Source organism: Novosphingobium oxfordense, assembly GCF_044029435.1.
Taxonomy (GTDB): domain Bacteria; phylum Pseudomonadota; class Alphaproteobacteria; order Sphingomonadales; family Sphingomonadaceae; genus Novosphingobium.
The window spans coordinates 1,431,839-1,455,892 of sequence record NZ_CP147005.1 but is presented as its reverse complement, the minus strand read 5'-3'; the positions used below and the strand labels follow the sequence as shown (position 1 = coordinate 1,455,892).

General features: G+C 64.0%; 21 protein-coding genes. 8 read left to right on the top strand and 13 right to left on the bottom strand.

The annotated features are described in order from the left end of the window. Window positions 1–81: 81 nt before the first annotated feature. From WBP07_RS06695 to WBP07_RS06685, 3 genes are read left to right on the top strand one after another with little or no spacing between them, the layout of a single operon-like run. Entirely contained in the window at window positions 82–1,263 is a 1,182-nt protein-coding gene (locus WBP07_RS06695) for a hypothetical protein (protein WP_395395034.1), read from the top strand. Between the two features lie 35 nt (window positions 1,264–1,298). Next, window positions 1,299–2,249, top strand: coding sequence for a hypothetical protein (locus WBP07_RS06690; RefSeq protein WP_395395033.1), 951 nt, complete (start codon window positions 1,299–1,301; stop codon window positions 2,247–2,249). Continuing rightward, on the top strand, window positions 2,249–3,643 hold the full coding sequence (locus WBP07_RS06685; protein WP_395395032.1) for a sensor histidine kinase: 1,395 nt from the start codon (window positions 2,249–2,251) through the stop codon (window positions 3,641–3,643). Before WBP07_RS06690 ends, WBP07_RS06685 begins: the two co-directional genes overlap by 1 nt. Before the next feature lie 11 nt (window positions 3,644–3,654). Here WBP07_RS06685 and WBP07_RS06680 read toward each other — a convergent pair whose 3' ends face one another. The 3 genes from WBP07_RS06680 to gltX form a co-directional block, all read right to left on the bottom strand. Next, a complete protein-coding gene (locus WBP07_RS06680; RefSeq protein ID WP_395395030.1) occupies window positions 3,655–3,876 on the bottom strand; it encodes a hypothetical protein in 222 nt (73 codons plus the stop codon). Window positions 3,877–4,032: 156 nt separating this feature from the next. Next, on the bottom strand, window positions 4,033–5,316 hold the full coding sequence (locus WBP07_RS06675; protein WP_395395028.1) for a citrate synthase: 1,284 nt from the start codon (window positions 5,314–5,316) through the stop codon (window positions 4,033–4,035). 13 nt (window positions 5,317–5,329) lie between these two features. Then, window positions 5,330–6,784 (bottom strand): glutamate--tRNA ligase, encoded by a 1,455-nt coding sequence (gene gltX, locus WBP07_RS06670; RefSeq protein WP_395395027.1) that lies wholly within the window; start codon window positions 6,782–6,784, stop codon window positions 5,330–5,332. Window positions 6,785–6,876: 92 nt separating this feature from the next. Here gltX and WBP07_RS06665 point away from each other — a divergent pair, with 92 nt between their 5' ends. Next, complete coding sequence (locus WBP07_RS06665; RefSeq protein ID WP_395395026.1) at window positions 6,877–9,015, top strand: ComEC/Rec2 family competence protein; 2,139 nt, start codon at window positions 6,877–6,879, stop codon at window positions 9,013–9,015. A 73-nt stretch (window positions 9,016–9,088) separates the two neighbouring features. Here the strand turns inward: WBP07_RS06665 and lexA are convergent, their stop codons facing one another. The 3 genes from lexA to moaC all read right to left on the bottom strand — a co-directional run bounded on the left by lexA (window position 9,089) and on the right by moaC (window position 11,592). Further along, the gene (gene lexA, locus WBP07_RS06660; protein ID WP_395395024.1) at window positions 9,089–9,775 is read right to left on the bottom strand and encodes a transcriptional repressor LexA; all 687 of its coding nucleotides are present in this window, start codon (window positions 9,773–9,775) and stop codon (window positions 9,089–9,091) included. 114 nt (window positions 9,776–9,889) lie between these two features. Beyond that, a complete protein-coding gene (locus WBP07_RS06655) occupies window positions 9,890–11,110 on the bottom strand; it encodes a molybdopterin molybdotransferase MoeA (RefSeq protein WP_395395023.1) in 1,221 nt (406 codons plus the stop codon). Beyond that, window positions 11,107–11,592 carry a cyclic pyranopterin monophosphate synthase MoaC gene (gene moaC / locus WBP07_RS06650; protein ID WP_395395022.1) on the bottom strand — a complete coding sequence of 162 codons (486 nt, stop codon included), beginning with the start codon at window positions 11,590–11,592 and terminating at the stop codon, window positions 11,107–11,109. The genes WBP07_RS06655 and moaC overlap by 4 nt, the downstream gene beginning before the upstream one ends. A gap of 285 nt (window positions 11,593–11,877) precedes the next feature. Here moaC and WBP07_RS06645 point away from each other — a divergent pair, with 285 nt between their 5' ends. Continuing rightward, complete coding sequence (locus tag WBP07_RS06645; protein WP_395395021.1) at window positions 11,878–12,705, top strand: GyrI-like domain-containing protein; 828 nt, start codon at window positions 11,878–11,880, stop codon at window positions 12,703–12,705. A 3-nt stretch (window positions 12,706–12,708) separates the two neighbouring features. Here WBP07_RS06645 and trpC read toward each other — a convergent pair whose 3' ends face one another. From trpC to WBP07_RS06615, 6 genes are read right to left on the bottom strand one after another with little or no spacing between them, the layout of a single operon-like run. Continuing rightward, a complete protein-coding gene (trpC, locus tag WBP07_RS06640) occupies window positions 12,709–13,500 on the bottom strand; it encodes an indole-3-glycerol phosphate synthase TrpC (protein WP_395395020.1) in 792 nt (263 codons plus the stop codon). Window positions 13,501–13,519: 19 nt separating this feature from the next. Beyond that, complete coding sequence (trpD, locus tag WBP07_RS06635) at window positions 13,520–14,512, bottom strand: anthranilate phosphoribosyltransferase (RefSeq protein ID WP_395395741.1); 993 nt, start codon at window positions 14,510–14,512, stop codon at window positions 13,520–13,522. 5 nt (window positions 14,513–14,517) lie between these two features. Beyond that, complete coding sequence (locus tag WBP07_RS06630) at window positions 14,518–15,129, bottom strand: anthranilate synthase component II (protein WP_395395019.1); 612 nt, start codon at window positions 15,127–15,129, stop codon at window positions 14,518–14,520. Then, a complete protein-coding gene (locus tag WBP07_RS06625; RefSeq protein ID WP_395395018.1) occupies window positions 15,126–15,926 on the bottom strand; it encodes a phosphodiester glycosidase family protein in 801 nt (266 codons plus the stop codon). The genes WBP07_RS06630 and WBP07_RS06625 overlap by 4 nt, the downstream gene beginning before the upstream one ends. A 13-nt stretch (window positions 15,927–15,939) precedes the next feature. Beyond that, window positions 15,940–17,451, bottom strand: coding sequence for an anthranilate synthase component I family protein (locus WBP07_RS06620; protein ID WP_395395017.1), 1,512 nt, complete (start codon window positions 17,449–17,451; stop codon window positions 15,940–15,942). Window positions 17,452–17,482: 31 nt separating this feature from the next. Continuing rightward, window positions 17,483–19,453: a SurA N-terminal domain-containing protein gene (locus WBP07_RS06615; RefSeq protein WP_395395015.1), complete on the bottom strand. Its 1,971-nt coding sequence runs from the start codon at window positions 19,451–19,453 to the stop codon at window positions 17,483–17,485. A gap of 347 nt (window positions 19,454–19,800) precedes the next feature. Between WBP07_RS06615 and tpiA the strand changes: the two genes are divergently transcribed. The 3 genes from tpiA to WBP07_RS06600 all read left to right on the top strand — a co-directional run bounded on the left by tpiA (window position 19,801) and on the right by WBP07_RS06600 (window position 22,915). Further along, on the top strand, window positions 19,801–20,559 hold the full coding sequence (tpiA, locus tag WBP07_RS06610; RefSeq protein WP_395395014.1) for a triose-phosphate isomerase: 759 nt from the start codon (window positions 19,801–19,803) through the stop codon (window positions 20,557–20,559). Between the two features lie 153 nt (window positions 20,560–20,712). Then, window positions 20,713–21,144: a preprotein translocase subunit SecG gene (gene secG, locus WBP07_RS06605; protein WP_395395740.1), complete on the top strand. Its 432-nt coding sequence runs from the start codon at window positions 20,713–20,715 to the stop codon at window positions 21,142–21,144. A 142-nt stretch (window positions 21,145–21,286) separates the two neighbouring features. After that, complete coding sequence (locus tag WBP07_RS06600) at window positions 21,287–22,915, top strand: CTP synthase (RefSeq protein WP_395395012.1); 1,629 nt, start codon at window positions 21,287–21,289, stop codon at window positions 22,913–22,915. 60 nt (window positions 22,916–22,975) lie between these two features. Here WBP07_RS06600 and WBP07_RS06595 read toward each other — a convergent pair whose 3' ends face one another. Next, window positions 22,976–23,911 carry an AEC family transporter gene (locus tag WBP07_RS06595; protein ID WP_395395011.1) on the bottom strand — a complete coding sequence of 312 codons (936 nt, stop codon included), beginning with the start codon at window positions 23,909–23,911 and terminating at the stop codon, window positions 22,976–22,978. Window positions 23,912–24,054 lie beyond the last annotated feature (143 nt).

Below are 24,054 nucleotides of genomic sequence, written 5' to 3'. Positions count from 1 at the left end.
CACGCTTGGCACCCGGGCTTCCCTTGCTTACATGGTGCGGGGTCGCTGGAGGGTTGCACGCTGCGTATCGCATTGCTGGCCATGACGGAGCCCGCGGCAGCGGGACAGCCGGTTCCGCGCGCATTCCTGCGCGTGGGCGGGTCGACGCTTGCCCGACACCAGTTGGGGCTGGCGCTGGCGATGGATTGCCAGAGGGTGATCTGCATCGCCCGTGGAACCTCTCCTGAACTTATAGCGCTTCAGCACGCGGCGGAGGACGCCGGGCTGCAATTTTACATTTCCACCGGCGCGCGGCCGCTATCCGGGCTGGTGACGGCAAGTGACGAGCTTGTCGTGGTCAGCGAGGGACTTTTTGCAGATCCCGCGCGCGCGGCAGCGTTGTTCGACGGTGTGGCGCCTGCCGTGTTGGTGCAGCCGGTGGAAGGCGCGCTGGCGGAAGGATTCGAGCGTATCGACCTCAACCGTGCCGGTGCCGGTCTGCTGCAAGTGCCCGGTCGCCTGGTTGAACAGCTTCACGAACTGCCCGCCGATTGCGATGTGCCGTCCGCACTGATGCGCATTGCGCTGCAATCGGGTGTGCCCATGCGCGAAATTCCGGCTGATGCCCGGGGCGGCGCCAATTGGCGCATGGTTCGTAACGAAGCCGAGGCCCATGCAGTGGAAACCGAGTGGCTGCGCGAACGATTTGGCGCGGGCGAGCGGATGTCGCCGGGGCAGGCGGTGGCCCGCAAGGGCGTTGTCGCGTTCGGATCGACATTGCTTCATGCGGGGAATGCCAGCAATGTCTTGAGTGCCGCCGTGCTGGTGGCACTGGCAATCGCGGGGGGGCTTGCCTGGTTTGGCGCTTTATCGACCGCGTTCCTGTTCGGGGCACTGGGGGCGATTCTCGTCGAGGCGAGCCGGCTGATCCGATCCGCCGAACGTCAGGCGCTGGGGCAGCTTCCGCCGGCCATTCCGCGCGCGAATGTGCTGGGTTGGCTGATAGACGCGACCATTGGCTTGCTCATCCTTGCGAGTGTGACGCGTCTGTTCGGCGAAAGCCTGCTTTCGTGGATGTTCCCGCCGGCGATGTTGATGATGCTGCTGGCCTTGGTGCCGCGTGTGGTCGCCGGGCCGGTAACGCGGTTTGCGAATGATCGGGCGCTGCTTTGCGTGGTACTGGCGCTTGCGGCCGGTTTCGGGCAGGTTGAGCCCTTGGTTGAAGTTCTGGCGGTGGTTCTGGTTGTTCTGGGTATGGCGCTTCCGCTGCGCCGCAAAGGATAACCGGGGCTTAACCAACTGCGAGGTAGAGGGGACGGATGATCGACAATGCTGTCCGTCCGGCCCACGTTCAAACCGTGGAGGCCCTGTTACGCGCGGAGCTCGCGCGGGGGGACGTCCTCGCCGAGAGCGTGCAGCCGGTTCTGCGCCACCTGCTGTCTGCGCAGGATGGGGCCTTGTTCAGCGATGAGATACTCGCCCGCGTGCGTGGGCTGCTTGGCGACCTTGCGCGCGGGCTGCTTGAAACGCACGTGGGGCAGATGGTCGCTCCTACAGGTAGCGAGGAGCATGAGGCGCTCGTCCTTGCCCTCATGGACCAGCGCGCCCTGCTGACGCACGCCCATGCCCTTGCGCTGGAATGGCGCCTGACGGACCTGTTGCAGACGCGCATGGCGCTGGACCCGGTGGTTTCGCCGCTGCTGCAATCGCTCGTCTCTTCGGAGAACGAGGCGATGCAGGGCCTCGCCATGACCTGGCTGGCTTCCCAGGCGCGTTGGTGCCAGGCGCAGCGCAGGATGGGCCTGCCGTTTACCGAACTGCCTGGAGAATTGCTTCATGCCGCACTTCAGGCGCTGCGGATCGCGTTGTCCGGCACCGCCGGGGCCGCCGAGCGAATCGCGATGGCGGAGGCTGCGGTAAGGGCGCGCTACGAGGAAGGCTCCAGCAGGCTCGGCCTCGCGGCACGGCTTGTCATGGCGCTTGGCAATTCCGGTGGAACGGCCCTTGTGATCCAATATGGCGGCTTGGCGCTGTTCCTTTCCGCATTATCCCTCCGATCGGGACTGGATCGCGACGTGCTGGCGCTGTCGACGCATGACGCGCAGGCCGCACGGCTTGCGCTTGCACTGCGTGCGGCCGGACTGGCAACCGACGAAGTCAGCCACCAGTTGGTGGCGTTCCATCCTGGCCATGTTCTGCCGGATGCGTTTGAGCAGGTCAGTGGCGAGATGGCCGCCGCCGTTCTTGCAACGGGGTATCGGGGCGGCTGATGCTCGCGACCGGCAACATAGTGGCCAGGGCCGAGTGCGACGCGCAGGATTGCCTGACGCGCGCGGACGAGCCGCTTGCCGGGCTGCAGGTGCGTTGTGGCGGGGACGTGCCGGGCGCGATTGCGATCCCCGAACTGCTCGATCTGGTGCGCAAGGCGCGCAGCTATGGTTTTCGACTCGCGCGCGCGATCACGGCTTTCGACGGTGCTGAGTTCGTTACGGCATGGGTGGAAATTCAGCCTCTCTACGGTGAGGAAGCGGGCGAAGCGGCCGGTTACTGCGAGATCGTCGTCAGGAACTGGCAGGCAACGCCGGTGCCGGTGGAGGACAATTCGGTCGCCGATCGCCGTCGGACGATGGTGGATCGACACCTGGCCGAACTGACGGCGCGGCTTGACGGGGCGCAGCGCGTGCTCTCGGTCGAGACGGAGAGTCCTGAACTCGCCGATGTAGCTGCGGTGATGGCCGCCGGGTTGGGGCGTTCCTGGACCGAGTTCCTGCCGCCGGAGAAAATTACTCACAAGCAGCCACTGCACTGGCGCTTGCTGGACGGCGCATCGATACGGGTCGAGAATTCGCTCCGTCCATGGCGCGTGGCGCTTGTCCCTCAGTTCCAGCCCGGGTTCGACCCCACGGGCTTCGAACTTCTGCTGGTGTCGGATGTGCCATCGCAAACGATGACCGCTCCGGAGCCGGTGTCGGAACCGCTCATGCGTCGCGGCCTGGTTGGGCAGGATCTGGCGCCGGTGCTGCGCCAGCCGATTGCGCGGATCATCGCCAACGCGGAAACGATCCGAACCCGACTGGCAGGCCCACTGCCCGATGCATATGCCGAATATGCTGGCGAAATCGCCGGAGCGGGCACGTTGCTGCTTGGGTTGCTGGAAGATCTTGCCGATCTCGAAGTCGTCGAATCCGACAGCTTCAGCACTACTGCTGACAGTATCGACCTGTCCGAAGTCGCCCGGCAGGCGGCGGGAATTCTTAATGTTCGGGCACGCGAAAAGGGCATTCGCGTGGAGCCGCCACATGCGAGCGAGAGCTTGCCGACATTGGCGGAATTCCGGCGAGTGCTGCAGATCCTTCTCAACCTTCTCGGCAACGCGATCCGCTATTCGCCGGAGAATTCGCAAGTCTGGATCCGGTTGGATGCCTTGGCAGACCGGGCCTGCATCACTGTAGCGGATCAGGGGCCCGGCCTGGCCGTTGAGGATCAGGAACGCGTGTTCGAGAAGTTCGAGCGCCTTGGCCGCAGTGGAGACGGCGGCTCAGGACTGGGCCTCTATATCTCCCGCCGGCTCGCAAGAGCGATGGGCGGCGACCTCAGGGTGGAAAGCGCACCAGGTCAAGGCGCCCGCTTCGTGCTGGAATTGCCGCTCGATCGCGAAGGCTGAGAGTCGCGGCTTTACAGGCGATTGCTGCTGCGCCCGTTGGTCCGGCGCGCCAACCACAACAGGATCGCGCCCACGCAGGCCATCACCGCGCCCCGCACTGCCCAGCCGCGATCGTCTATCATGAAGCTGTCCCTGGGCCAGAGGATCAGTCCGGTGCCTTGTCCGACCCAGAGTGCACCCAGCGCCACGGCGAACAGCCCGATGATGAAGGCAAGAATACGCAAGAACAGCATGTAGCGCCCCCAATGTCTGCCCACCGTCCCTGGCAACAACTTGCGGCCAATTTATGGCTTTCGCAACCCAATACGTGATCGTGCGGGGTAACGAAAAAGGCCCCCGCTTTCGCGAGGGCCTTTGACGGATACCGCGATGGTTCGCGGATCGATCGATCAGCGCTGGCCGATCGGCACGTAATCGCGCTGCGTCGGGCCGGTGTAGAGCTGACGCGGGCGGCCGATCTTCTGGCCTGGATCCGAGATCATTTCGTTCCACTGCGCCACCCAGCCGACGGTGCGGGCAAGGGCGAAGAGCGCCGTGAACATCGTGGTCGGGAAGCCGATGGCCGACAGGATGATGCCCGAATAGAAGTCAACGTTCGGGAACAGCTTCTTCTCGACGAAGTACGGATCGTTGAGGGCGATCTCTTCGAGGCGCAGCGCGGTCTCGAACAGCGGATCGTTTACCTTCAGCGCATCGAACACTTCGCGGACGGTCTTCTGCATGACGGTCGCACGCGGGTCGTAATTTTTGTAGACGCGGTGACCGAAGCCCATCAGGCGGAACGGATCGTTCTTGTCCTTCGCACGCTCGATATAGTGCGGGATCTTGTCCGGGGTGCCGATTTCCTTGAGCATGTTAAGCGCGGCTTCGTTCGCGCCGCCATGCGCGGGGCCCCAGAGGCAGGCGATGCCGGCCGCGATGCACGCGAACGGATTTGCGCCCGACGAACCGGCAAGACGCACGGTCGAGGTCGACGCGTTCTGCTCGTGGTCGGCATGGAGGATGAAGATGCGGTCCATCGCCTTTTCGACGGCGGGGATCACTTCATATTCTTCCGCCGGCACGCCGAAGGTCATGCGCAGGAAGTTGCCGGTGTAGCTCAGCTTGTTGTCCGGGTAGAGGAAGGGCTGGCCAACCGAATACTTGTAGGCAGCTGCAGCGATCGTCGGCATCTTGGCGATGAGACGGTGCGAGCTGATCTTGCGGTGCTCGGGATCCGAGATGTCGGTCGAGTCATGGTAGAACGCCGAGAGGGCGCCGACCACACCGCACATGATCGCCATCGGGTGGGCGTCACGGCGGAAGCCGCGGTAGAACGTCGCCAGCTGCTCGTGGAGCATGGTGTGGCGGGTGATGGTATTGGTGAAGCCATCCAGTTCACCCACGTTCGGCAGTTCGCCGTTCAGCAGCAGGTAGCACACTTCCATGAAGGAAGAATTCTCTGCAAGCTGGCCGATCGGGTAACCGCGGTGGAGCAGGACGCCTTCGTCACCATCGATGTAGGTGAGCGCGCTTTCGCAGCTCGCCGTCGAGGTGAAGCCGGGGTCGTACGTGAACATGCCGGTCTGGCCGTAAAGCTTGCGGATGTCGACGACATCCGGACCGACGCTGCCCTTCAGCACCGGGAAATCGATTTCCCCGTTGCCAGCATTCAGTTTGACCTGATCACCCACCAGTTCTTACTCCTTATATGTGCGACCCGGTCGTGGCGCTCGCCTGCGCGCCAATGCGAGCAAGGCTTTCGTCCCGGCCGAGCAGAACCAATACGTCGAAAATACCCGGAGAGGTCGTCTGACCAGTCAGGGCGGCGCGCAGCGGCTGCGCGAGCTTGCCGAGGCCTAATCCCAGCTCCTCGGCCATTGCCTTGAGGCTGGCTTCCAGTGCCTCCAGGGCCCATTCGGACTCTCCGGAAAGACGCTCGTGGATCGCGGCAAGGCGCGAACGCCCTTCGTCGGTCAGGAGCGCCTGCGCCTTTTCGCTCATGGCGAGCGGGCGTTGGGCAAACAGGAAGGCGGCGCCTTCGGCAAGTTCGTTCAGGTCCTTCGCGCGGACCTTCAGGACGGGCATGGCCTGCGTAAGCAAAGTCATGTCGGGATCGGTGTAACCGGCCGCTTCGAGGCGCGGCTGAACGAGGCCGGCAAGCCGGGCGTCGTCCGCTTCGCGCAGATAGTGGCCGTTGAGGTTCTGCAGCTTGGCAAGGTCGAAGCGCGAGGGCGACTTGCCGACGTCGGCCATGTCGAACCACTCGACCGCCTGTTCGCGGCCGATGAATTCCTCGTCGCCATGGCCCCAGCCGAGCCGCAGCAGATAATTGAACAGCGCTTCGGGCAGCACGCCAAGGTCGTCGCGATACGAATCGACGCCCAGCGCGCCGTGGCGCTTGGAAAGCTTGGCGCCATCCGAACCGTGGATCAGCGGCACGTGGCCGTAGACTGGAACGTCCCAGCCCATGCCGTGAATGATCACAAGCTGACGGAAGGCGTTGTTCAGGTGGTCGTCACCGCGCAGGACGTGGGTGACGCCCATGTCGTTGTCGTCGACGACGACCGCGAGCATATAAGTCGGCGTACCATCCGAACGCAGGATGACGAAATCGTCGATTTCCTCGTTCTTGACGGTCACTTCACCCTGGACGAGGTCCTGGATCGTGGTTTCGCCATCGCGCGGCGCCTTGGCGCGCACGACGTATGAGCGATCGGTGGGCCAGGTCGACGGATCGGCATCGCGCCATTCGCTGTCGATGCGGAACGGGCGGCGTTCTTCCTGTGCCTTCTGGCGGCGCTCGGCCAGTTCCTCGGATGTGAGGTAGCAGCGATAGGCATGACCATTGGCGATCAGTTCCGCAGCCACTTCGGCGTGACGATCCGACCGCGCGAACTGGAATACCGCTTCCTCGTCACCGCCAAGGCCCAGCCAGTTCAACCCGTCGAAAATCGCCTCGATGGCCGGCTCGGTCGAGCGGGCGCGGTCGGTATCTTCGATGCGGAGGAGATATTTGCCGCCGAAATGGCGTGCATAGAGCCAGTTGAACAGCGCGGTGCGCGCGCCGCCAATATGGAGAAAACCCGTGGGCGAGGGGGCAAAGCGCGTGACGACGGTCTTTCCTGCCGTCTGTCCGCTCGATGCGCTGCCGCTTGCCATTGCTACTACCTTCCGTCCTAATGTCGACCATGGCCAGTCACGCCGCCACGACCGATGATCCCTGCTTTCCGGCTCCTGCCGGGAGCGCTGCATTGCAGCATCGCCCATGGATCAGCCAGAGCCACATGTCGAGCAGTTTGGCTGGTGTCGAGTGTTTTCTTTCGAACTGCACTTTCGAGCGCGCACCCTGGCTCGCAGTGGGATTCGGCACCGGAATTGCGGGCTGGTTTACCATGCCCGGGCCTCGATGGTGGATTGCATTTTGCGCAACAAGTGCGGCGATCGCAATCGGTGCCAGCGTCTGGCGGCACGGTCGAACGCACTTTCCATACCTGCGGACGGCCCTCATCTCCATGGCGCTGGTTTTGGCGCTTGGTTGTCTTTTTGCGTGGGGGCGCTCGGCAATGGTCGGATCTGCGCCCATTTCTCGGCCAATATCGGGCATTTTTGCGGCAAGGGTGCTGTCCGTCGAAGAGCAGCCGGCGCTGGCGCAAAAACGGTTGCTGCTATCTATGCGCGAGCCAGGAACGGCGCGTGCAATCAAAGTGCGCGTCAACCTGCCGGATCGAGTCGGAATGGCTGGGGTACGCCCGGAAACGACGCCCCCGCTGACCGGGGGCGCCTTGATACGCTTCCGAGGCAGGCTTGCGCCGCCAGCGCCACCGCTGCTTCCCGGAGGATACGATTTCGCCCGGGCGGCGTGGTTTGCGGGGATATCGGCCTCGGGAAGCGTGCTGGAGCCGGTAGAGGTTCTCGAAACTGGAAACGGCGGTGATGTTCTGGGGGCGTGGCGTGCAGAACTGTCCGAACATATTCGCTCAAAATTATCGGGCAGCGTGGCCGGTATCGCGATCGCTTTCGCGACAGGGGATATGGGGGCGATCGAGCAAAACGACGCGCAGGCGATGCGCGATGCGGGATTGGCCCACTTGCTCTCCATCAGCGGCCTTCACGTCAGCGCAGTGATCGGTGCTGTATATTTCCTCGCCTTGCGTCTGTTGGCGCTGTCGCCAGCGTTGGCTCTGCGGTGCCGTCTGCCGATCGTTGCGGCTGCATTGGGGGCACTCGCCGGGATCGGCTATACCTTGCTGACGGGATCGCAAGTGCCGACGGTGCGATCCTGCGCCGGGGCGCTGCTGGTGCTCATAGCTCTCGCTTTGGGGCGGGAGGCCTTGTCGGTTCGTTTGCTGGCGACGGGTGCTTTCGTGGTCATGGTGCTTTGGCCCGAATCCATTATCGGCCCCAGCTTTCAGATGAGCTTCGCGGCCGTGCTGACGCTGATAACGGTGGCGAATGCTGGACCGGTGAAGCGCTGGATGGCGCCTCGCGACGAGGGGATGATCGCGCGAATCCTGCGGGCTCTTGCGATCATGCTCGTAACCGGCATCGCGATCGATCTCGTGCTTGTGCCGATCGGCCTCTACCATTTCCACCGTGCCGGAGTGTACGGTGCCCTGGCAAATCTTGTGGCGATTCCGTTGACGACATTTATCGTCATGCCGCTGGTTGCCTTTGCTCTGTTGCTAGACGTTGCAGGGCTGGGCGCGCCGCTTTGGTGGCTTGCCGACCACGCCATAGCCATTCTTCTGGACATCGCGCACGCCGTGGCCGCGCTTCCCGGTGCCGTGCGATTTATGCCCGTCATGGGAGGTGCGCATTTTCTGCTTTTTGTAGTGGGTGGATTGTGGCTGGCGCTATGGTCCGGGCGAGTGCGATGGTTCGGCTTGTTGCCTGCCTTGGCCGGGGCTGTGGGATTGGCGTTTCTGACACCGCCAGATATTCTCGTGGCCGGTGACGGGCACTACATTGGAATGGCTGTCGGCAGTGAGGCGCGACTTGCAACCCTGCGCGAAAGCAAAAGCGGCTATGCCATGGACAACTTCATGGAAATAGCGGGCCAGCGTAACGCTCCCTTGCTATTGACTGATCAGCCTGAAGTTCGCTGCAATCAGGATTTTTGCGCGGTCAGGCTTCTGCGCGGGGGGCGAACCTGGCATGTTCTCGTCGCTCGCAGCACCGCTTACGTTCCAGTGGCTCAACTGTCCCAAGCCTGCCGACGCTCTGATATAGTCATTGCCGATCGCCGCCTGCCACAAGGCTGTCAGCCACGCTGGCTTCGCATCGACCGGCCAATGCTCAAGCGAACCGGCGGGATCACCATCGATCTTGACGGGCGGACGTTCCGTACTGTTGCAGAGCAACAGGGTGAACATGGCTGGTGGCATCAATGAGGAAGGCTGGCCGGAATCGCCTGCCAATCGGGACCTGCCTCCTCGCCGGGGCGTGGAGGCAGGCAATTCAAAATCAATGGTAACGGCGCAGAATGCCAGCCAGCTTCCCTTGAACCTGCACCTCGCTCGCGCCGTAAATCTGCGGTTCGTAAGCTGCGTTCGCCGGGTCAAGGCGTACCTGCGGCCCTTCTCGGCGCAGATATTTCAGGGTGGCCTCTTCACCCCGGATCAGCGCGACGACGATTTCGCCGTCACGGGCGGTGTCCGTGCGCTTCACGAGGGCAAGATCGCCATCGAGAATGCCCGCCTCTATCATCGAGTCGCCCGATACTTCGAGCGCGTAATGATCGCCTGACCCAAGTAGGGCGGCGGGAACGGGAAGCATCGACTGACCTTCGATCGCCTCGATCGGTACGCCGGCGGCGATCCGTCCATGCAGCGGGATCTCGATCACATCGTTGGCAGCTTCCAACGCACGCGGCGCCGGTCGCAGTGACGGGGGCGTCTCGCGCGGTGCTGCAGTGGTTGCGGACTTGCTGCTGAGATCGTCGGGTGCCCGAAGCACTTCCAGGGCGCGGGCACGATTGGGCAGGCGCCGGATGAAGCCGCGCTCTTCGAGAGCCGAGATCAGGCGATGGACGCCGGACTTGGACTTGAGGTCGAGCGCTTCCTTCATTTCCTCGAAGCTGGGCGAGACGCCACTCTCTTCGAGCCGCACCTGGATGAACCGGAGCAATTCGTGCTGCTTGCGCGTCAACATCTGGCCTGCCTCACCTGCTTCGCCGCAAACCGCGGCCATGTTCCCTTCGCGAAGAACACTTGCAGGTCCGTTCGCGAACAATGAGGGAACAATTAAGCAACGAATGTGGTAACGTCAAGCAATACCGCCATTCTGGAGCAAGTAGACCCAGACCGGATCGCCAATCGCTGCAGGCGGCGCATGGGGTGGGCGGTCTATCAGCACATTGCTTGCCGCTAGCGAGGCCAGCGCGCCGCTGTCTTGCAGGACTTGCGCGGTCACGTTTTCACCGTCCCACAGGCCTCGCAGGAATTCGCGCCGGTCACCGCTCTCGGGAAGAGGGCTCCCTAGCCGGGTCAGGATCGGCATTGCCTTCGGCTTTGCCGCGCCCAACATCGCGCGCAAAACGGGAAGCAGGAAGTGGTAGGCTGTGACGAGGCTGGACACTGGATTTCCGGGCAGCCCGATAATCAGTTGCCGGTGTGACCCATGCGTCCTGGTCGCGACAAGGATGGGTTTGCCGGGCTTGATCGCCACCCGCCAAAAATCGATTTCGGCGCCCCATGCTTCGAGTGCCGGGCGAATCAGGTCATGATCACCGACCGAGGCGCCGCCGCTGGTGACAATCACATCGGCCTCCGCCGCGCTCTCGAAAGCCTGGATCAGTGCGTCCAAGCGATCTTCCACGGGGCCGATATGGTCGACCCGCACCGGCATACTCCGCGCGAGAGCCGCAAGCATTGCGCCGTTGCTGGCGGGGATTTGATGGGGTTCGCACTGTTCGGGATCGGACGCGAGTTCGTCACCACTGTCGATCGCCACGAGTTGGGGTATGCGGCGTACAGGGAGGTGCTTATGGCCGGCAGCCATGCCCAAGGCGGCTTGCATGGGGCCGATGCGGGTACCGGCGGGCAAGACTTCTTTGCCTTCGGGAAAATCCATGCCGCGACATCGCACATGCTTGTCGGCGGGTGAGGGGGCATCGCCGGCCAATGTGATGCGACGACCATCGCGAACAAGGTCTTCCTGCAGAATGACCGCTTCGGCGCCAGCAGGGATCAGGGCTCCGGTCGAGATTCGCACCGCCTGGCCCGGCGTCACGACATCGCCGTAAGGATGCCCTGCTGCACTTTCGCCGACGACCTGCCAGGGTCCGGCCAGATCACCGGCCGTGACGGCATAGCCATCCATTGCAGACACATCGGCAGCGGGCTGGGTGCGGCGCGCCAGCAGCGGCTCTGCCAGGTAGCGGCCGATCGCGCCTTCCATGTCCACGCGTTCGATGGGGAGGGGGGCGACCAGCGCCAGCAGGCGCGCCTGGGCTTCTTCGAGTGTCAGCATGGGCGGCCGCGTCATTCCGCAATTCCTTCCGCAACCCAGTGGCCGGACTTTCCGCCGCGCTTCTCGATGAGGCGGATGCCGCCGATCACCATGCCTTTGTCAAGAGCCTTCGCCATGTCGTAGATTGTCAGGAGTGCAATGGAAATTGCTGTTATTGCCTCCATTTCCACGCCAGTTTTGCCCGAGAGAGACGCCGTTGCCGTCGCACGGATGGCGTCGTTTTCGAACGTGAAATCGACGTTGACGGCATCGAGCATCAATGGATGGCACATGGGGATGAGGTCGGCCGTCTTCTTGGCGGCCATGATGCCGGCGATGCGTGCAGTTCCAAGGACATCGCCCTTCGGGGCATTTCCGGCGCGGATGGCCTCCAGCGCTTCCGCCGACATGGAGATCCGACCTGACGCGACAGCAAGCCGACGGCTCTCGGCCTTGGCGCCGATATCGACCATGCGCGCGGTTCCGTCCGAATCGATATGCGTAAGGCTCTTGGTCATTTTTTGCCTGTCGTTCGGGCTGCAAGGTGACACGGTTGACACAGTTTACACGGTCCTGAAGCAAAATTCGCGTCCGGGCCGGATTGGCGGATTCGTGCGCTTTCATGAGGAGATACGAAGCCGATCATGGCCATTCGATGGCAGATTTCGCAGGGATAGGACAGTAAGGCCGCGATGATATTCGCAAGATCGGTCAGGTCTGTCAGCGATGGTCGTGGCAAGACGGGTTCTATGACGCAAACCTCGAAATCATCTGAGCTTTTCCGAAAGCGCTACTTGGACAGGATGGCGCGTGTGATCACGCGGATCGAAGCCGAGCCGGATGCCGAGCATGATCTCGAAACGATCTCAGATTGGGCCGGATTTTCGCCGTTTCACTTTCATCGCCAGTTTCGTGCGCTCACCGGTTTGCCGCTCCAACGTTTCGTGCAGCTTTCGCGGCTGCACCGCGCGGGTATGCAACTGGCTTTCCGGCCGGGCACGCGGGTGATCGATGCGGCAATGGATGCCGGATACGAAACGCCGGAGGCATTCACGCGGGCTTTTCGGGCTCGACTTGGGCAGGCACCCTCGGCCTTTCGCGCGTCATGGCAGGCGATGAGCGAAGCACTTCAGGAAGCAAGGAGCAGAACCATGACCGATGCCGACACTGCAGACATCGAAATTCGCGACTTCGAGCCCGTCCGCGTGGCGGTGATGGAGCATCGCGGCGATCCCGGCGGCATTGGCGATACGATCCGCCGCTTTATCGAATGGCGACGCGAAGTCGGATTTACACCGAAAAAATCTCGTACTTTCAATGTATTCCCGACCGATCCTCGCGCGGATCGCGAGTATCGAGTGATGCTTTGCGCGTCGGTTCCGGGATGGTTCAATGGCGATGAGGCTGCAGGTGTATATCTCGCGGAAATCCCAGGAGGGCGTTGTGTGCTCCTGCCGGAGAAGGGGCCAGCCATGGACCTCGAAGAGCCGGCCTTGCGGCTCTATCGCGATTGGTTGCCGGCGAGCGGCGAAACCTTGCGCGACTTTCCGCTCTTCTGTGAGCGGGTACGCCTCTATCCGCAGTTTTCCGCGGCAGAGGCGCTTACCGAATTGATGTTGCCGCTGACCTGACGGTTAACGACCGGTCAGCAGCGCGCGCGTTGCCGCTTCGACGTCAGCTTCACGCATCAGGCTTTCGCCGACGAGGAAGGTTCGAGCACCGCAACCTGCGAGTCTTTCGAGGTCGGTGTGCGTGTTGATGCCGCTCTCGCTGACCAGCAGCGTGCCTTCGGGCGCGAGCGGTGCCAGGCGTTCGGTCGTGGCAATATCCGTTACGAAGCGCTTGAGATCGCGGTTGTTCACGCCGATCAACCGCGATTTCAGCCGGCTTGCGCGCTCCATTTCAGACTCGTTGTGAACTTCGACGAGGCAATCCATCCCGCGTTCGTGGGCGGCGGCCTCAATCTCGGCCATTAAGACGTCATCGAGCGCGGCGACGATGATCAGGATCGCATCGGCGCCGATCGCCCGAGCTTCGGCGACCTGCCAGGGATCGACCATGAAGTCCTTGCGGATCACCGGCAGCGTGCAGGCCGCGCGGGCATCCATCAGGAAGTCCTCATGTCCCTGAAAGTACGGTGCATCGGTCAGGATCGAGAGGCAGGCTGCACCACCGCGCTCGTAGGCAACGGCATGCTCGGCGGGACGGAAATCAGGCCGAATCAGTCCTTTGGACGGCGATGCTTTCTTGATTTCTGCGATCAGCGCGAAACCGTTCTCGGCTTTGGCGCGCAGGGCGGCCTCAAAACCGCGTGGGGCGGTCTGGTGCGCAGCGTGCGCGTCGAGGTCGGCCATCGTGGCCACGGCCTTGCGCTCGGCAACTTCCTCGCGCTTGGTGTCGCAGATCTCTGTAAGCTTGTCGGACATTGTAACCCTCTCGCGCGGCTCAGGCCTTGAGCGCGGAAATCCAGCAGTTGAGCAGGGCGTTGGCGAGGCCCTTGTCGATGGCTTCGGCGGCTTCTTCGACACCTTCGCGCCAGGTATCCACCTCGCCCGCGACGATCAGCGCGCCGGCGGCGTTGAGCAGCACGGCATCGCGATAGGGGCCATGTTCACCCATCAGCAGGCGGCGGAGCGCGTCTGCATTATGCGCAGCGTCGCCGCCCCGGATGGCACCGACCGGTGCGATCGCCAGGCCGACGTCTTCGGGTGAAACACGGCGCATGGAGAGTTCGCCGTTCTTGATCTCGGCCACTTCGTTGCCGCCGGCTAGGCTCAGTTCGTCGAGCCCTTCATCGCCGGAGATGACGAAGGAGTGCTCGCTGCCAAGGCTCATGAGGGCTTCGGCATAGATCGGCACATAAGCGGGGCGAGCAATGCCGACGAGTTGGCGGCGCACGTTAGCCGGATTTGCCAGCGGGCCCATCAGGTTGAAGATGGTGCGGCGGCCGATCGCCTTGCGGATCGGCATGATGCGGCCCATCGAAGGGTGATGGCGCGCAGCGAAGAGGAAGCAGATGCCGAGGTCGCCCAGCGTCTCTTCCGCGGTTTCGGCTGCACGGTCGAGATTGAGCCCCAGCGCCTCCAGCGTATCTGCCGCGCCGGCCTTGGAACTGGCGGCGCGGTTGCCGTGCTTGGCCACCGGCACGCCGCAGGCGGCAACGACCAGCGAAACCGCTGTCGAGACATTGAGCGTGTGGTGCCCATCGCCGCCGGTGCCGCAGACGTCGATGGCGTTTGCAGGCGCTTCGATCGGGATCATGCGACTACGCATGGCGCGGGCGGCGCCGGCGATCTCGCTTGCCGTCTCGCCGCGTTCGGTGAGGGCTAGGAGGAAGCGGACGACGGCGTCGTCACCTACGCGCCCATCGAGGATGGCGCCGAAAGCCTCTTCGGCTTCGGCTTCCTCGATGGGGTGGAGAGGGTCGGGCAGAATCATGGTCGTCATGCCGTTGCCAAACCGGTGTCGAGACGGGCGGGGAGTTTTGGATCCATTCCGCAACTGCGCAGGAAGTTCGCCAGCATCGCGTGGCCGTGTTCGGTGGCGATGCTTTCCGGGTGGAACTGCACGCCGTGGATCGGCAGGGAGGCGTGGCGAAAGCCCATGACGTGGTTGTCGTCGGAACGGGCGTTCACCACCAGCGTCTCGGGAATATCCTCGACGATCAGCGAGTGGTAGCGCGTGGCGGTGAAGGGGGAGGGCAATCCGGCGAAGACGCCGGTGCCGTCATGGGTGACGGGTGACGTCTTGCCGTGCATCAGCCCGCCGCGCACGACCTTGCCGCCGAAGTACTGGCCGATCGACTGGTGCCCCAGGCACACGCCCAGCAGCGGTTTTCCGGCGTCCGCCGCCGCGCCCACGAGGTCCAGGCTGATGCCGGCTTCGTTGGGGGTGCAGGGGCCGGGCGAGATCAGGAACCCCTGCGCGCCGCTGGAAATGGCCTGACCGGCCGAAAGCGCATCGTTGCGCACCACTTCGACTTCGGCGCCCAGTTCCATCACGTAATGGACCAGGTTCCAGGTGAAGCTGTCATAGTTGTCGATGACGAGGATCATGGCCTGTCCTTTCCGTTAGAGCCCTTTGCGCTTTTCTCGACGACGATCAAGGGGCCGAGCGGCGGTCCGCCGTCCACGCGCCCATGTTCGGGGTCCCACAGTGAGGACACGCTGCCGTCGAGGAACAGCGCGTTGGGGCAATCCAGCTTGTCTCGGAACAGCCGCGCCAGCTTGCCGAACGAGACCGGCTCGTCCGAGATGACGAAGTGCGCGCGGCCTTGCCGGTCTACGCCCACGGCATTGCGCAGCTTGAGCGACTGGCCGTCCGCATCGATCTTCGGGTGCAACGTGCCGTCGATCACCAGCATCGGGCCCGACTGGGTGCCGAAGTCCGGTCGGTTGTTGATGTGGCCGGCGAAGTCCTCGCTCGTGCGGATCTGCCAGTGGCCGGCAGCATCGCCGAAGAACACGCCGTTGGGCAGGAGGTGGAAATTACCCCAGCCCTTATTGGTGTTGATCGCATGGATGCGCTGGCCCTCGATCACGGCATAACCGATGGGTTTGCCATCCGCATCGAACATGCCGCCGTTCATCGCGAAGGCGACCGCCGGGCTGCCCGAGGGGCGACTTACGGCCAGTTGCGACAGGCTGCGATAGGGCGCGCCGTTCTGCGGCCCTAGCACGAGGTGGATCGTGTGGCGACCGGGCGTGGCGGTGCAGTGCGTGAAACTCGCGCCTTCGAACGAAGCGCCTTCGCAGGGCGGCGGAGGCGGGGCTTCCGCCTGCCTTTGCTGCTGCTGGGCGCCCGATGAACAGGCGACGAGTGAAAACGCAGCCGCCAGAGCGGCGCGCTTCACTGTCCGGAACCCGTCACTGGCCGAAACCCGGTTCTCCGGCGACGCGGATCGCTTCGCGTGCGGCGGCGAACAGGGCGCCGGACTTGGCTTCGCATTCGCGCTGCTCATAGTCCGGATCGCTATCGGCAACGATGCCGGCGCCGGCCTGTACGTGCAGCACGCCATCCTTCAGCACACCGGTGCGAAGAACGATGCACGAATCGACCGAGCCGTCAGGCGCGAAGTAGCCGACGCCGCCGGCATAGGCGCCGCGCGTTTCGGGTTCGAGGCTGGCGATGATCTCGCAGGCGCGGACCTTGGGGGCGCCGGAGACGGTGCCGGCCGGGAAACCCGCGAAGACAGCGTCGATGGCATCGTGCTTCTCGGTGTCGAGTCGGCCGATCACGTTCGAGACGATATGCATCACATGGCTGTAGCGCTCGATCGTGTAGCTGTCGGTCACTTCCACGGTGCCGGCGGCGGAGACGCGGCCCACGTCGTTGCGGCCAAGGTCGAGCAGCATCAGGTGCTCGGCGCGTTCCTTGGGATCGGCCAGCAGGCTGACTTCGTTGGCCTTGTCTTCGGCTACCGTGTTGCCGCGCGGGCGGGTGCCGGCAATCGGGCGGATCGTCACTTCACCTTCGCGTACACGCACGAGGATTTCCGGGCTCGATCCGATTATCGCGAAGCCGGGCAGGTCGAGGAAATAGAGGAACGGCGAGGGGTTCACGCGGCGCAGCGAGCGGTAGAGCGCGACCGGTGGCAGCGGGAATTCGCAGGTGAAACGCTGGGCCAGCACGATCTGGAAGATGTCGCCCGCCTCGATGTAGTCTTTCGCGCGGGTGACCATCGCCTTGTAGTCTTCGGCGGTCATCACGGGCGTTCGCACCGGCTCTGGCAAGTCCGCGATGGCGGGTGAGGCGGGAACCGGGGCAGTCAGCTTGCGCAGAGCTTCGTCGATCCGCTCGGCAGCTGTTTCCACGAGGCTTTCGGGCACGCCGTTTTCAGGCCAGAGCGGAGCAACGCAGAACAGTTCGTCACTCAGCCGGTCGAAAACGAGGATTACCGAGGGGCGGACGAACAGCATGTCCGGCAATTCGAGCGGGCTTTGCGGCGCGCGGGGCAGCTTTTCGACAAGGCCGATCGTCTCGTAGCCGAAGTAGCCGACCAGGCACGCCAGTGCCTTAGGGAGTTCGGCCGGAACGTCGAACCGGCACGATTCGACCAGGCCGCGCAGTTCAGCGAGCGCATCGCCAGGCAGGGGCTCGAACGCCTCGCGGTCATGCTGCCACTTGCGGTTGATCGCGCAGGCATGGCCCTCGGCCCGGAAAACGAGGTCCGGATCGAGGCCCAGCAGGCTGTAGCGACCGCGCACGGCGCCGCCTTCCACCGATTCGAGCAGGAAGTCGCCGCGCCCTTCGGTGAAGAGCTTGAGCGCGGCGCCCACCGGCGTTTCGGTATCGGCGACGAGGCTGCGCCAGAGCAGCGCGGGCTTACCCTCGCGCAGCCGTGACAATGCCTCTTCGCGATCCGATTCGCGCTTCATGCCGATGGGTGTCCTTCTTTTTCTGGGAGTATCAGTTGGCGGCGGCGGTACCGGCGAGCTGTTCGCGCACCTTCTTGATCGCCGCGTCGTGCTTCTGGGCGCCGACCTGCTTGCGGATCGCGTTGGCAAGCGCATCCGTATAGGCCGAGCCAAGCTGGCTGGAGAGTTCGCGCTGAGTGCCCTTCACCACAACATCGTTCTCTTCGGCCGGGGTCTGGACGTCGTTGAGTGCAACCACGAACCAGCCACGTCCGGCACCGGCCGACTGCACCTTCACGGTGCCCTTGGCCATGTGGAACATCAGCGAGACCGGGGGCGGAACCTGGCGGCCCTGGCGCATGGCTTCGGTCAGCATCGCGCGGGTCATTGCCACATCCTGCGCCGGCGGCAGCGTCTTGCCCAGGGCAGCGACCGCTTCGTTCAGCGACTTGCCGCCGCGAACCGCTGCCATGACCTTGAGGGCGGCGGCCTTGGCGTCCGTCGAACCCTTGTCCAGCTTCCACGCCTCGGTCACGTCAGCGACGATTTCCTTGAACGGCGCCGGAGCGGACGGGGTGATATCGGTCACGTCGTAGATGACGTAGCCGGCAGTGGCGGCGGCGCTGGTGCCCGGGGTGAGCTGGCCGAGCTGCGGCTTTTCCTGGTCCATGGAGAAGGCGGTCGACAGGATCGGCTGCAGCTCCGCGGGCAGGGTTTCGCCGGGCTTCGCGTAGACGGCGCCGGTGGCGGTGACGGGCTGCGTCGTGCCGACCGTGGCGCCGATCGCCTTGGCAACTTCGACAAGGCTTGCGCCGTTCGAGAACTGCTCGTCGATGCGCGAGAGCAGATCGGTGAAGGCCGCGCGATGCTTCTCTTCGGTCAGCTTGGTGACGATTTCTGCGCGAACCGCTTCAAGCGGGCGTTCCGGCGTCTTCTGTTCCGAATCCACGCGGATCACGTGCCAGCCCAGCGCGCTCTTCTGCGGTACGGCAAGCTTGCCGATGGGGGCGGCGAAAACGGCATCGGCGATCGCCGGGGAGAACTGCGTTGCAAGCTGATCGTGCGTGAACGATTCGAGCTTGGCGGCCGACAGGCCCTTCTCGGTGGCGGCCAGTTCGAGCGACTTTCCGCCTGCGACTTCGGCGGCCACCGCCTTTGCGGCCGCTTCGGTGGGCACGATCAGCTGGGTGATCTTGCGGTCGTCGCGCGCGGCGTAGAGTGCCGGCTTGTCGGCGGCATAACGCTTGGCGATATCGGCATCGGTCGGCGCGGCAACGTTCTTCAGCGTATCCTGGCCGAACATCGCGTAGCGGATCACGCGGCGCTCCGGGCGTACGAACATGCTGGTGTGGCTCTTGTAGAAGCCCTCAAGATCGGCCTGCGAAGGCGCCTGCGTGGGCGCGAAGGCGATCGAGGGCAGGGTCACGACCTGGCCCTTGCGGTTTTCCTGAAGCAGCGTGGCGTAGCGCTTGGCGAGCGAGAGCGGCAGAGTGGCGCCGAACTGGGCGGGCACCATCACCTGCTGGGCGATCAGGCCCTGCGAGAAGTCATCGCGCAGTGCCTGTTCGGAAATGCCCTTCTGCGCCAGCATCTGGCGGAACGTGTCCTGGCTGAACTTGCCGTCCATGCCCTGGAACGCGGGAATGCGGGCGATTTCGCTGTCGACCAGGCGCTTGCTGGCCACAACGCCAACGTCCTTGCCGAACACGCCGATCGCGGTGCGCGCGATCAGTTCGTCGAGAATGCGGTCAAGCCCGCCTTCGGCGACCAGCATCTTCATCGTCGCCGTCGGGTTCTGCTGCTTGATCTGTTCAAGCTGCGAATTGGCGGCGGTGGTCAGTTCGGTCGCTTCGACATTCCTGCCGCCGACGGTTGCGACCGCCGTGGCGCTGCCGAGACCCGCCGTGTTGCGCAGGCCGTTGATATCGCCGCCCGCGAAGGCAAGCGTTATGAGCACGAGCACTGCCAGCGCAATGCCGGCACCGATCTTGGACTTCAGGAAGTTACGGAAGAATGAGAGCATGGACCGGGCCGATCAGCGTGAAACGAATGTACGGACAAGCGCAAAGGGATAACCGATGCGGGCGCAGGCTTTAGGGGGCGCGATGCGATCCTGCAATGGCTGACGTGGCGGCAGAGCGCCAAGGGCGCAGTGATGCGACCGGTGATCGGGTGTCGGCGCTGTGAGGTTTAAGGTGTTGCGCCCCGTGCAGGCGGTTTTGCCTTAACCGGCGGACGCCGATTTTGACAATTCGGGCCCGCCTGCCTAGCAGCGCCTCGCAAGCGTTCGGCCGATTCCCGCTCTCGTGGTAGACGAAGCGGTAGATGGGCAGCCGGATGCAGACAAATGAATCAGGGTTTTAGTTGAAAATGGCTGCACTGCCTTACATCGTCGGTAACTGGAAAATGCACGGCACGCGCGCGATGCTTACAGAGGCGCGCGCGATCGATCGGGCTGCCGCACGCTTTCCCAAGGTGCAGGTTGCCCTGGCGCCGCCGGCCACGCTGATCTTTCGCATGCGCGATGCCGTGGAACTGATCGGCGTTGGCGGGCAGGATTGCCGCGCTGAAGAGAGCGGCGCATTCACCGGCGATATTTCCGCGCCGATGCTGAAAGATGCCGGTGCGGACTTCACCATTCTCGGCCACTCGGAGCGTCGCACGCTCCACGGCGAGAGCGATGCGGATGTGAACGCCAAGGCACAGGCTGCGCTGGGCGCGGGCCTTGCGGTGATTCTCTGCGTCGGTGAAACCGAAGCGCAGCGTGATGCGGGCGATGCCGTCGCCGTCGTCGCCGCGCAGCTTGAAGGTTCGTGCCCGCGTGTGGACGGGGCGCCGGAAAAGCTTTCGATCGCCTATGAGCCTGTCTGGGCTATCGGCACCGGCCGCGTGCCCTCGATCGAGGATGTGGCGGAAATGCACGCGGCGATCCGCGCGAAGCTCGTTGCGCTTTATGGCGAGGGCGGCGCGGACGTGCGCATTCTCTACGGCGGCTCTGTAAAGGCGGAGAACGCGGCCGAACTGCTCTCCGTGCCCGATGTGGGCGGGGCGCTGGTCGGCGGTGCCAGCCTGAGCGCCGAAAGCTTCACGGCCATCATCGGCGCGGCGGCCCTGCTGGACGCCGACTGACTCTGAATTTTGCCGGGTTTTGCCGGGGCGGGCGGACCTTGATGTCGCCCGGCTCCGCTGACGGCTTGCGCCGGGGCGCTCCAGCGCCTATCTGCGCGGCTTGAATCGCGGACGGACAACCGTCCCCTTCGAAAGATCGAGACTTACACGATGCTGTTCACTTTCCTGACCGTGGTCCAGGCGATCGTCGCCCTCCTGCTGGTGCTCGTGATTCTGGTCCAGAAGTCGGAAGGCGGCGGCCTTGGCGTTGGCGGCAGCCCCTCGGGTATGCTCTCGGCGCGTGGTGCGGCGAATTTCCTGACCCGTGCGACCGGCGGCCTTGCTGCGGTCTTCGTGATTCTCTCGATCGTCCTTGCGGCACTGGCCGTCGGCAAGACCGGCGACGATGTCGACACTTCGCTTCAGCGTGACGCGATTCCCGCTGCGCCGGCGCCTGCCGCGCCCGCGCAGTCCGATCCGCTCGCCGGCGCGGCCAATCCGGCCGCGGCTCCGGCCGGTGGCGCTCCTGCAAGCCCGGCTGCCAGCCCGGCGGCAGGTCAGCAGGCTCCGGCCAACGATCCGCTTTCGGGTGCTGCCGGTCACTGACGTGACCCGGTAACTTCCGGCGTATCACTGTAACGCGAATGCCGTCTGGCGTTGTCAGGCGGCATTTGATCTGTTTTGTTTTGTGGATTGAGGCACAGGGCTCTTGCCCTCGTGCCCCCATGCAATTTAAGGGCCGACTCCCATGGCGCGGCATATTTTTATCACCGGCGGCGTGGTCTCCTCGCTCGGCAAAGGTCTCATGGCGGCGAGCCTCGCGGCTCTCCTGCAGGCACGCGGTTACCGCGTCCGCATCCGCAAGTTCGATCCCTATCTGAACGTCGATCCGGGCACGATGAGTCCGTATCAGCACGGCGAAGTCTTCGTTACCGACGATGGCGCCGAAACCGACCTCGACCTTGGCCACTACGAACGCTTCACCGGCGTTTCGGCCCACCAGGGCGACAACATCACGTCCGGCCGCATCTATCGCGACATCATCGCCAAGGAACGCCGCGGCGACTACCTGGGTGCGACCGTGCAGGTGATCCCGCATGTGACCGACGCGATCAAGGATTTCGCGCTGGCCGATACCGATGACCTCGATTTCGTACTCTGCGAAGTGGGCGGCACCGTCGGCGATATCGAAGGCTTGCCCTTCGTCGAGGCGCTGCGCCAGATGCGCAACGAACTGGGCCGTGAGCAGACCTGCTTCGTCCACGTTACGTTGGTGCCCTACATCGCAGCGGCGGGCGAGCTGAAGACCAAGCCCACGCAGCACTCCGTGCGCGAACTGACCGGCCTTGGCATCCAGCCCGACATCCTGCTGTGCCGCTGCGACCGCGAACTGCCGGAGAGCGAGCGCCGTAAGATCGCGCTGTTCTGTAACGTGCGCCCCCAGGCAGTGATCCCCGCGCTCGACGCGCCGAATATCTATGCCGTTCCGCTTCAGTACCACATGGAAGGCCTGGACGCGGAAGTGCTGCACCACTTCGGCATGTCCTCGCCCGCGCCGGAACTGACGCGGTGGAACGACATTACCAACCGTTTCGAACACCCCGAAGGCGAAGTGACCATCGGCGTCGTCGGCAAGTACGTCGGCCTGCCCGATGCCTACAAGTCGCTGAACGAGGCGCTGGTCCATGGCGGCATGGCCAACCGCGTGAAGGTCAACGTCCAGTGGATCGATGCCGAGATCTTCGAGAAGGAAGATTCGGAAATCGCCGCTGCCCTTGAACCGATGCACGGCATTTTGGTGCCCGGCGGCTTCGGCGAGCGCGGCTCGGAAGGCAAGATCGCCTCGGTCCGCTTCGCGCGTGAGCGTGAGGTGCCGTTCTTCGGCATCTGCCTCGGCATGCAGATGGCCTGTATCGAGGGCGCGCGTGCGTCCGGCATCGAGAAGGCCAGTTCGACCGAATTCGGCCCGACCGAGGAGCCGGTTGTCGGCATCATCACCGAGTGGATGACCGAGGATGGCCTCCAGACCCGCGCCGAAGGCGGCGATCTGGGCGGCACCATGCGCCTTGGCGCCTATCCCGCGATGCTCTCGCCCAACAGCCACGTCGCCTCGATCTACGATTCGACCGAGATTTCGGAGCGTCACCGCCACCGTTACGAGGTCAACGCCAAGTATCGCGATGCGCTGGAAAGCAATGGCCTGATCTTCTCGGGCATGTCGCCCGATGGCCTGCTGCCCGAGATCGTCGAACGTCCGGAGCATCCGTTCTTCGTTGGCGTGCAGTTCCACCCTGAACTCAAGTCGCGCCCGTTCGAGCCGCACCCGCTGTTCAAGGGCTTCATCGCGGCCGCGCTGCGGCAGGCGCGTCTGGTCTGATCGGACGAACGGTTTGAAATGCGAAAGGCCGGTTCCCCAGTGGAACCGGCCTTTTTCGTATCAGCCGAGCAGCGATAGCAGCAGCGTGACGGTGCCGACCGAAAGCACGGTTGAGGCGAGGATGACCTTGGCGGTCAGCGCCCCTTCGCGGCGGTGGAACTCGGCAAGCATGAAGGGGCCGGTTCCGGTGGGCAGTGCGGCCAGCAGGACGGCGGCATTGCGCAGCGGCACGGGCAGGGGGAAGACCCAGAGCGCCAGCACCAAGGTCAGCGCCGGATAGACGAACAGCTTGAGTGCCACGAGCACGGCTGTTTCGACCAGCGAGCCATCACCCTTCTCGCGTGGTTCGGCAAGGAACATGCCCAGGCACACCAATGCACAAGGGCTGGCGGCCGAGCCCAGCAGCTTGAGGAAGGCGTCGAGCGGAGCGGCAATGCCAAGGCCGCTTGCCATGACGACTGCGCCGGCCAGCGGCGCCAGTACCAACGGGTTGCGGAACAGTGCCTGCGCCACGCGCAGCACGATCACTGCCGGATTGCCGCCCTTCTGGTTGCCGAACTCGATCAGTACGATGGCGAGGGCGAACAATACGCAGACGGTGTTGATCGTGGCGATCAGGGTCAGCGTCTGCGATGCCGGACCCAAGGTTGCCAGCAGCAGCGGAAAGCCCAGGAAGGCGGTGTTGGAATAGCTCGAATTGAGCCCCAGGATCGCCCCGTTACCGATCCCGCGCCCCAGCAGGCAGCTTACCGCGACGGTCAGCACGAAGAACACGAATGTGCCGATCGCGAAGACGGCGACGAAGCCCGGCTGCCAGAGCTGGGCAAGGTTCGCCTTGGCAACGATATCGAACAGCAGTGCCGGCAGGGCCAGGTAGACGACGAAACGGTTGAGTTCGGTGGTCGATTGCGGGCCGAAGATGCCGACGCGGCGGGTCAGCCAGCCGACGAATGTAAGCGCAAAGATCGGCAGGACGACCAGGAGGATCGAAAGCATGGGATAGTTGAGGCCCGCATTTGAAGAAGTGTCGCGGGCTTATCGGCTGCATGGTGGCGTTTCCAGCGCGGAAAAGGCGTTGCTGCATGCGGTCCATGCAAAAAGGGCGGCCCGATATCGGACCGCCCCCGTCATTTCGATGT

Bases quoted from the DNA above. Each gene is read 5' to 3' on its own strand.
- WBP07_RS06695 (WP_395395034.1), top strand. From the start codon at position 82: ATGACGGAGCCCGCGGCAGCGGGACAGCCGGTTCCGCGCGCATTCCTG.
- WBP07_RS06690 (WP_395395033.1), top strand. From the start codon at position 1,299: ATGATCGACAATGCTGTCCGTCCGGCCCACGTTCAAACCGTGGAGGCC.
- WBP07_RS06685 (WP_395395032.1), top strand. From the start codon at position 2,249: ATGCTCGCGACCGGCAACATAGTGGCCAGGGCCGAGTGCGACGCGCAG.
- WBP07_RS06680 (WP_395395030.1), bottom strand. From the start codon at position 3,876: ATGCTGTTCTTGCGTATTCTTGCCTTCATCATCGGGCTGTTCGCCGTG.
- gltX (WP_395395027.1), bottom strand. From the start codon at position 6,784: ATGGCAAGCGGCAGCGCATCGAGCGGACAGACGGCAGGAAAGACCGTC.
- lexA (WP_395395024.1), bottom strand. From the start codon at position 9,775: ATGTTGACGCGCAAGCAGCACGAATTGCTCCGGTTCATCCAGGTGCGG.
- WBP07_RS06655 (WP_395395023.1), bottom strand. From the start codon at position 11,110: ATGACGCGGCCGCCCATGCTGACACTCGAAGAAGCCCAGGCGCGCCTG.
- moaC (WP_395395022.1), bottom strand. From the start codon at position 11,592: ATGACCAAGAGCCTTACGCATATCGATTCGGACGGAACCGCGCGCATG.
- WBP07_RS06645 (WP_395395021.1), top strand. From the start codon at position 11,878: ATGGCGCGTGTGATCACGCGGATCGAAGCCGAGCCGGATGCCGAGCAT.
- trpC (WP_395395020.1), bottom strand. From the start codon at position 13,500: ATGTCCGACAAGCTTACAGAGATCTGCGACACCAAGCGCGAGGAAGTT.
- trpD (WP_395395741.1), bottom strand. From the start codon at position 14,512: ATGATTCTGCCCGACCCTCTCCACCCCATCGAGGAAGCCGAAGCCGAA.
- WBP07_RS06630 (WP_395395019.1), bottom strand. From the start codon at position 15,129: ATGATCCTCGTCATCGACAACTATGACAGCTTCACCTGGAACCTGGTC.
- WBP07_RS06620 (WP_395395017.1), bottom strand. From the start codon at position 17,451: ATGAAGCGCGAATCGGATCGCGAAGAGGCATTGTCACGGCTGCGCGAG.
- WBP07_RS06615 (WP_395395015.1), bottom strand. From the start codon at position 19,453: ATGCTCTCATTCTTCCGTAACTTCCTGAAGTCCAAGATCGGTGCCGGC.
- tpiA (WP_395395014.1), top strand. From the start codon at position 19,801: ATGGCTGCACTGCCTTACATCGTCGGTAACTGGAAAATGCACGGCACG.
- WBP07_RS06600 (WP_395395012.1), top strand. From the start codon at position 21,287: ATGGCGCGGCATATTTTTATCACCGGCGGCGTGGTCTCCTCGCTCGGC.
- WBP07_RS06595 (WP_395395011.1), bottom strand. From the start codon at position 23,911: ATGCTTTCGATCCTCCTGGTCGTCCTGCCGATCTTTGCGCTTACATTC.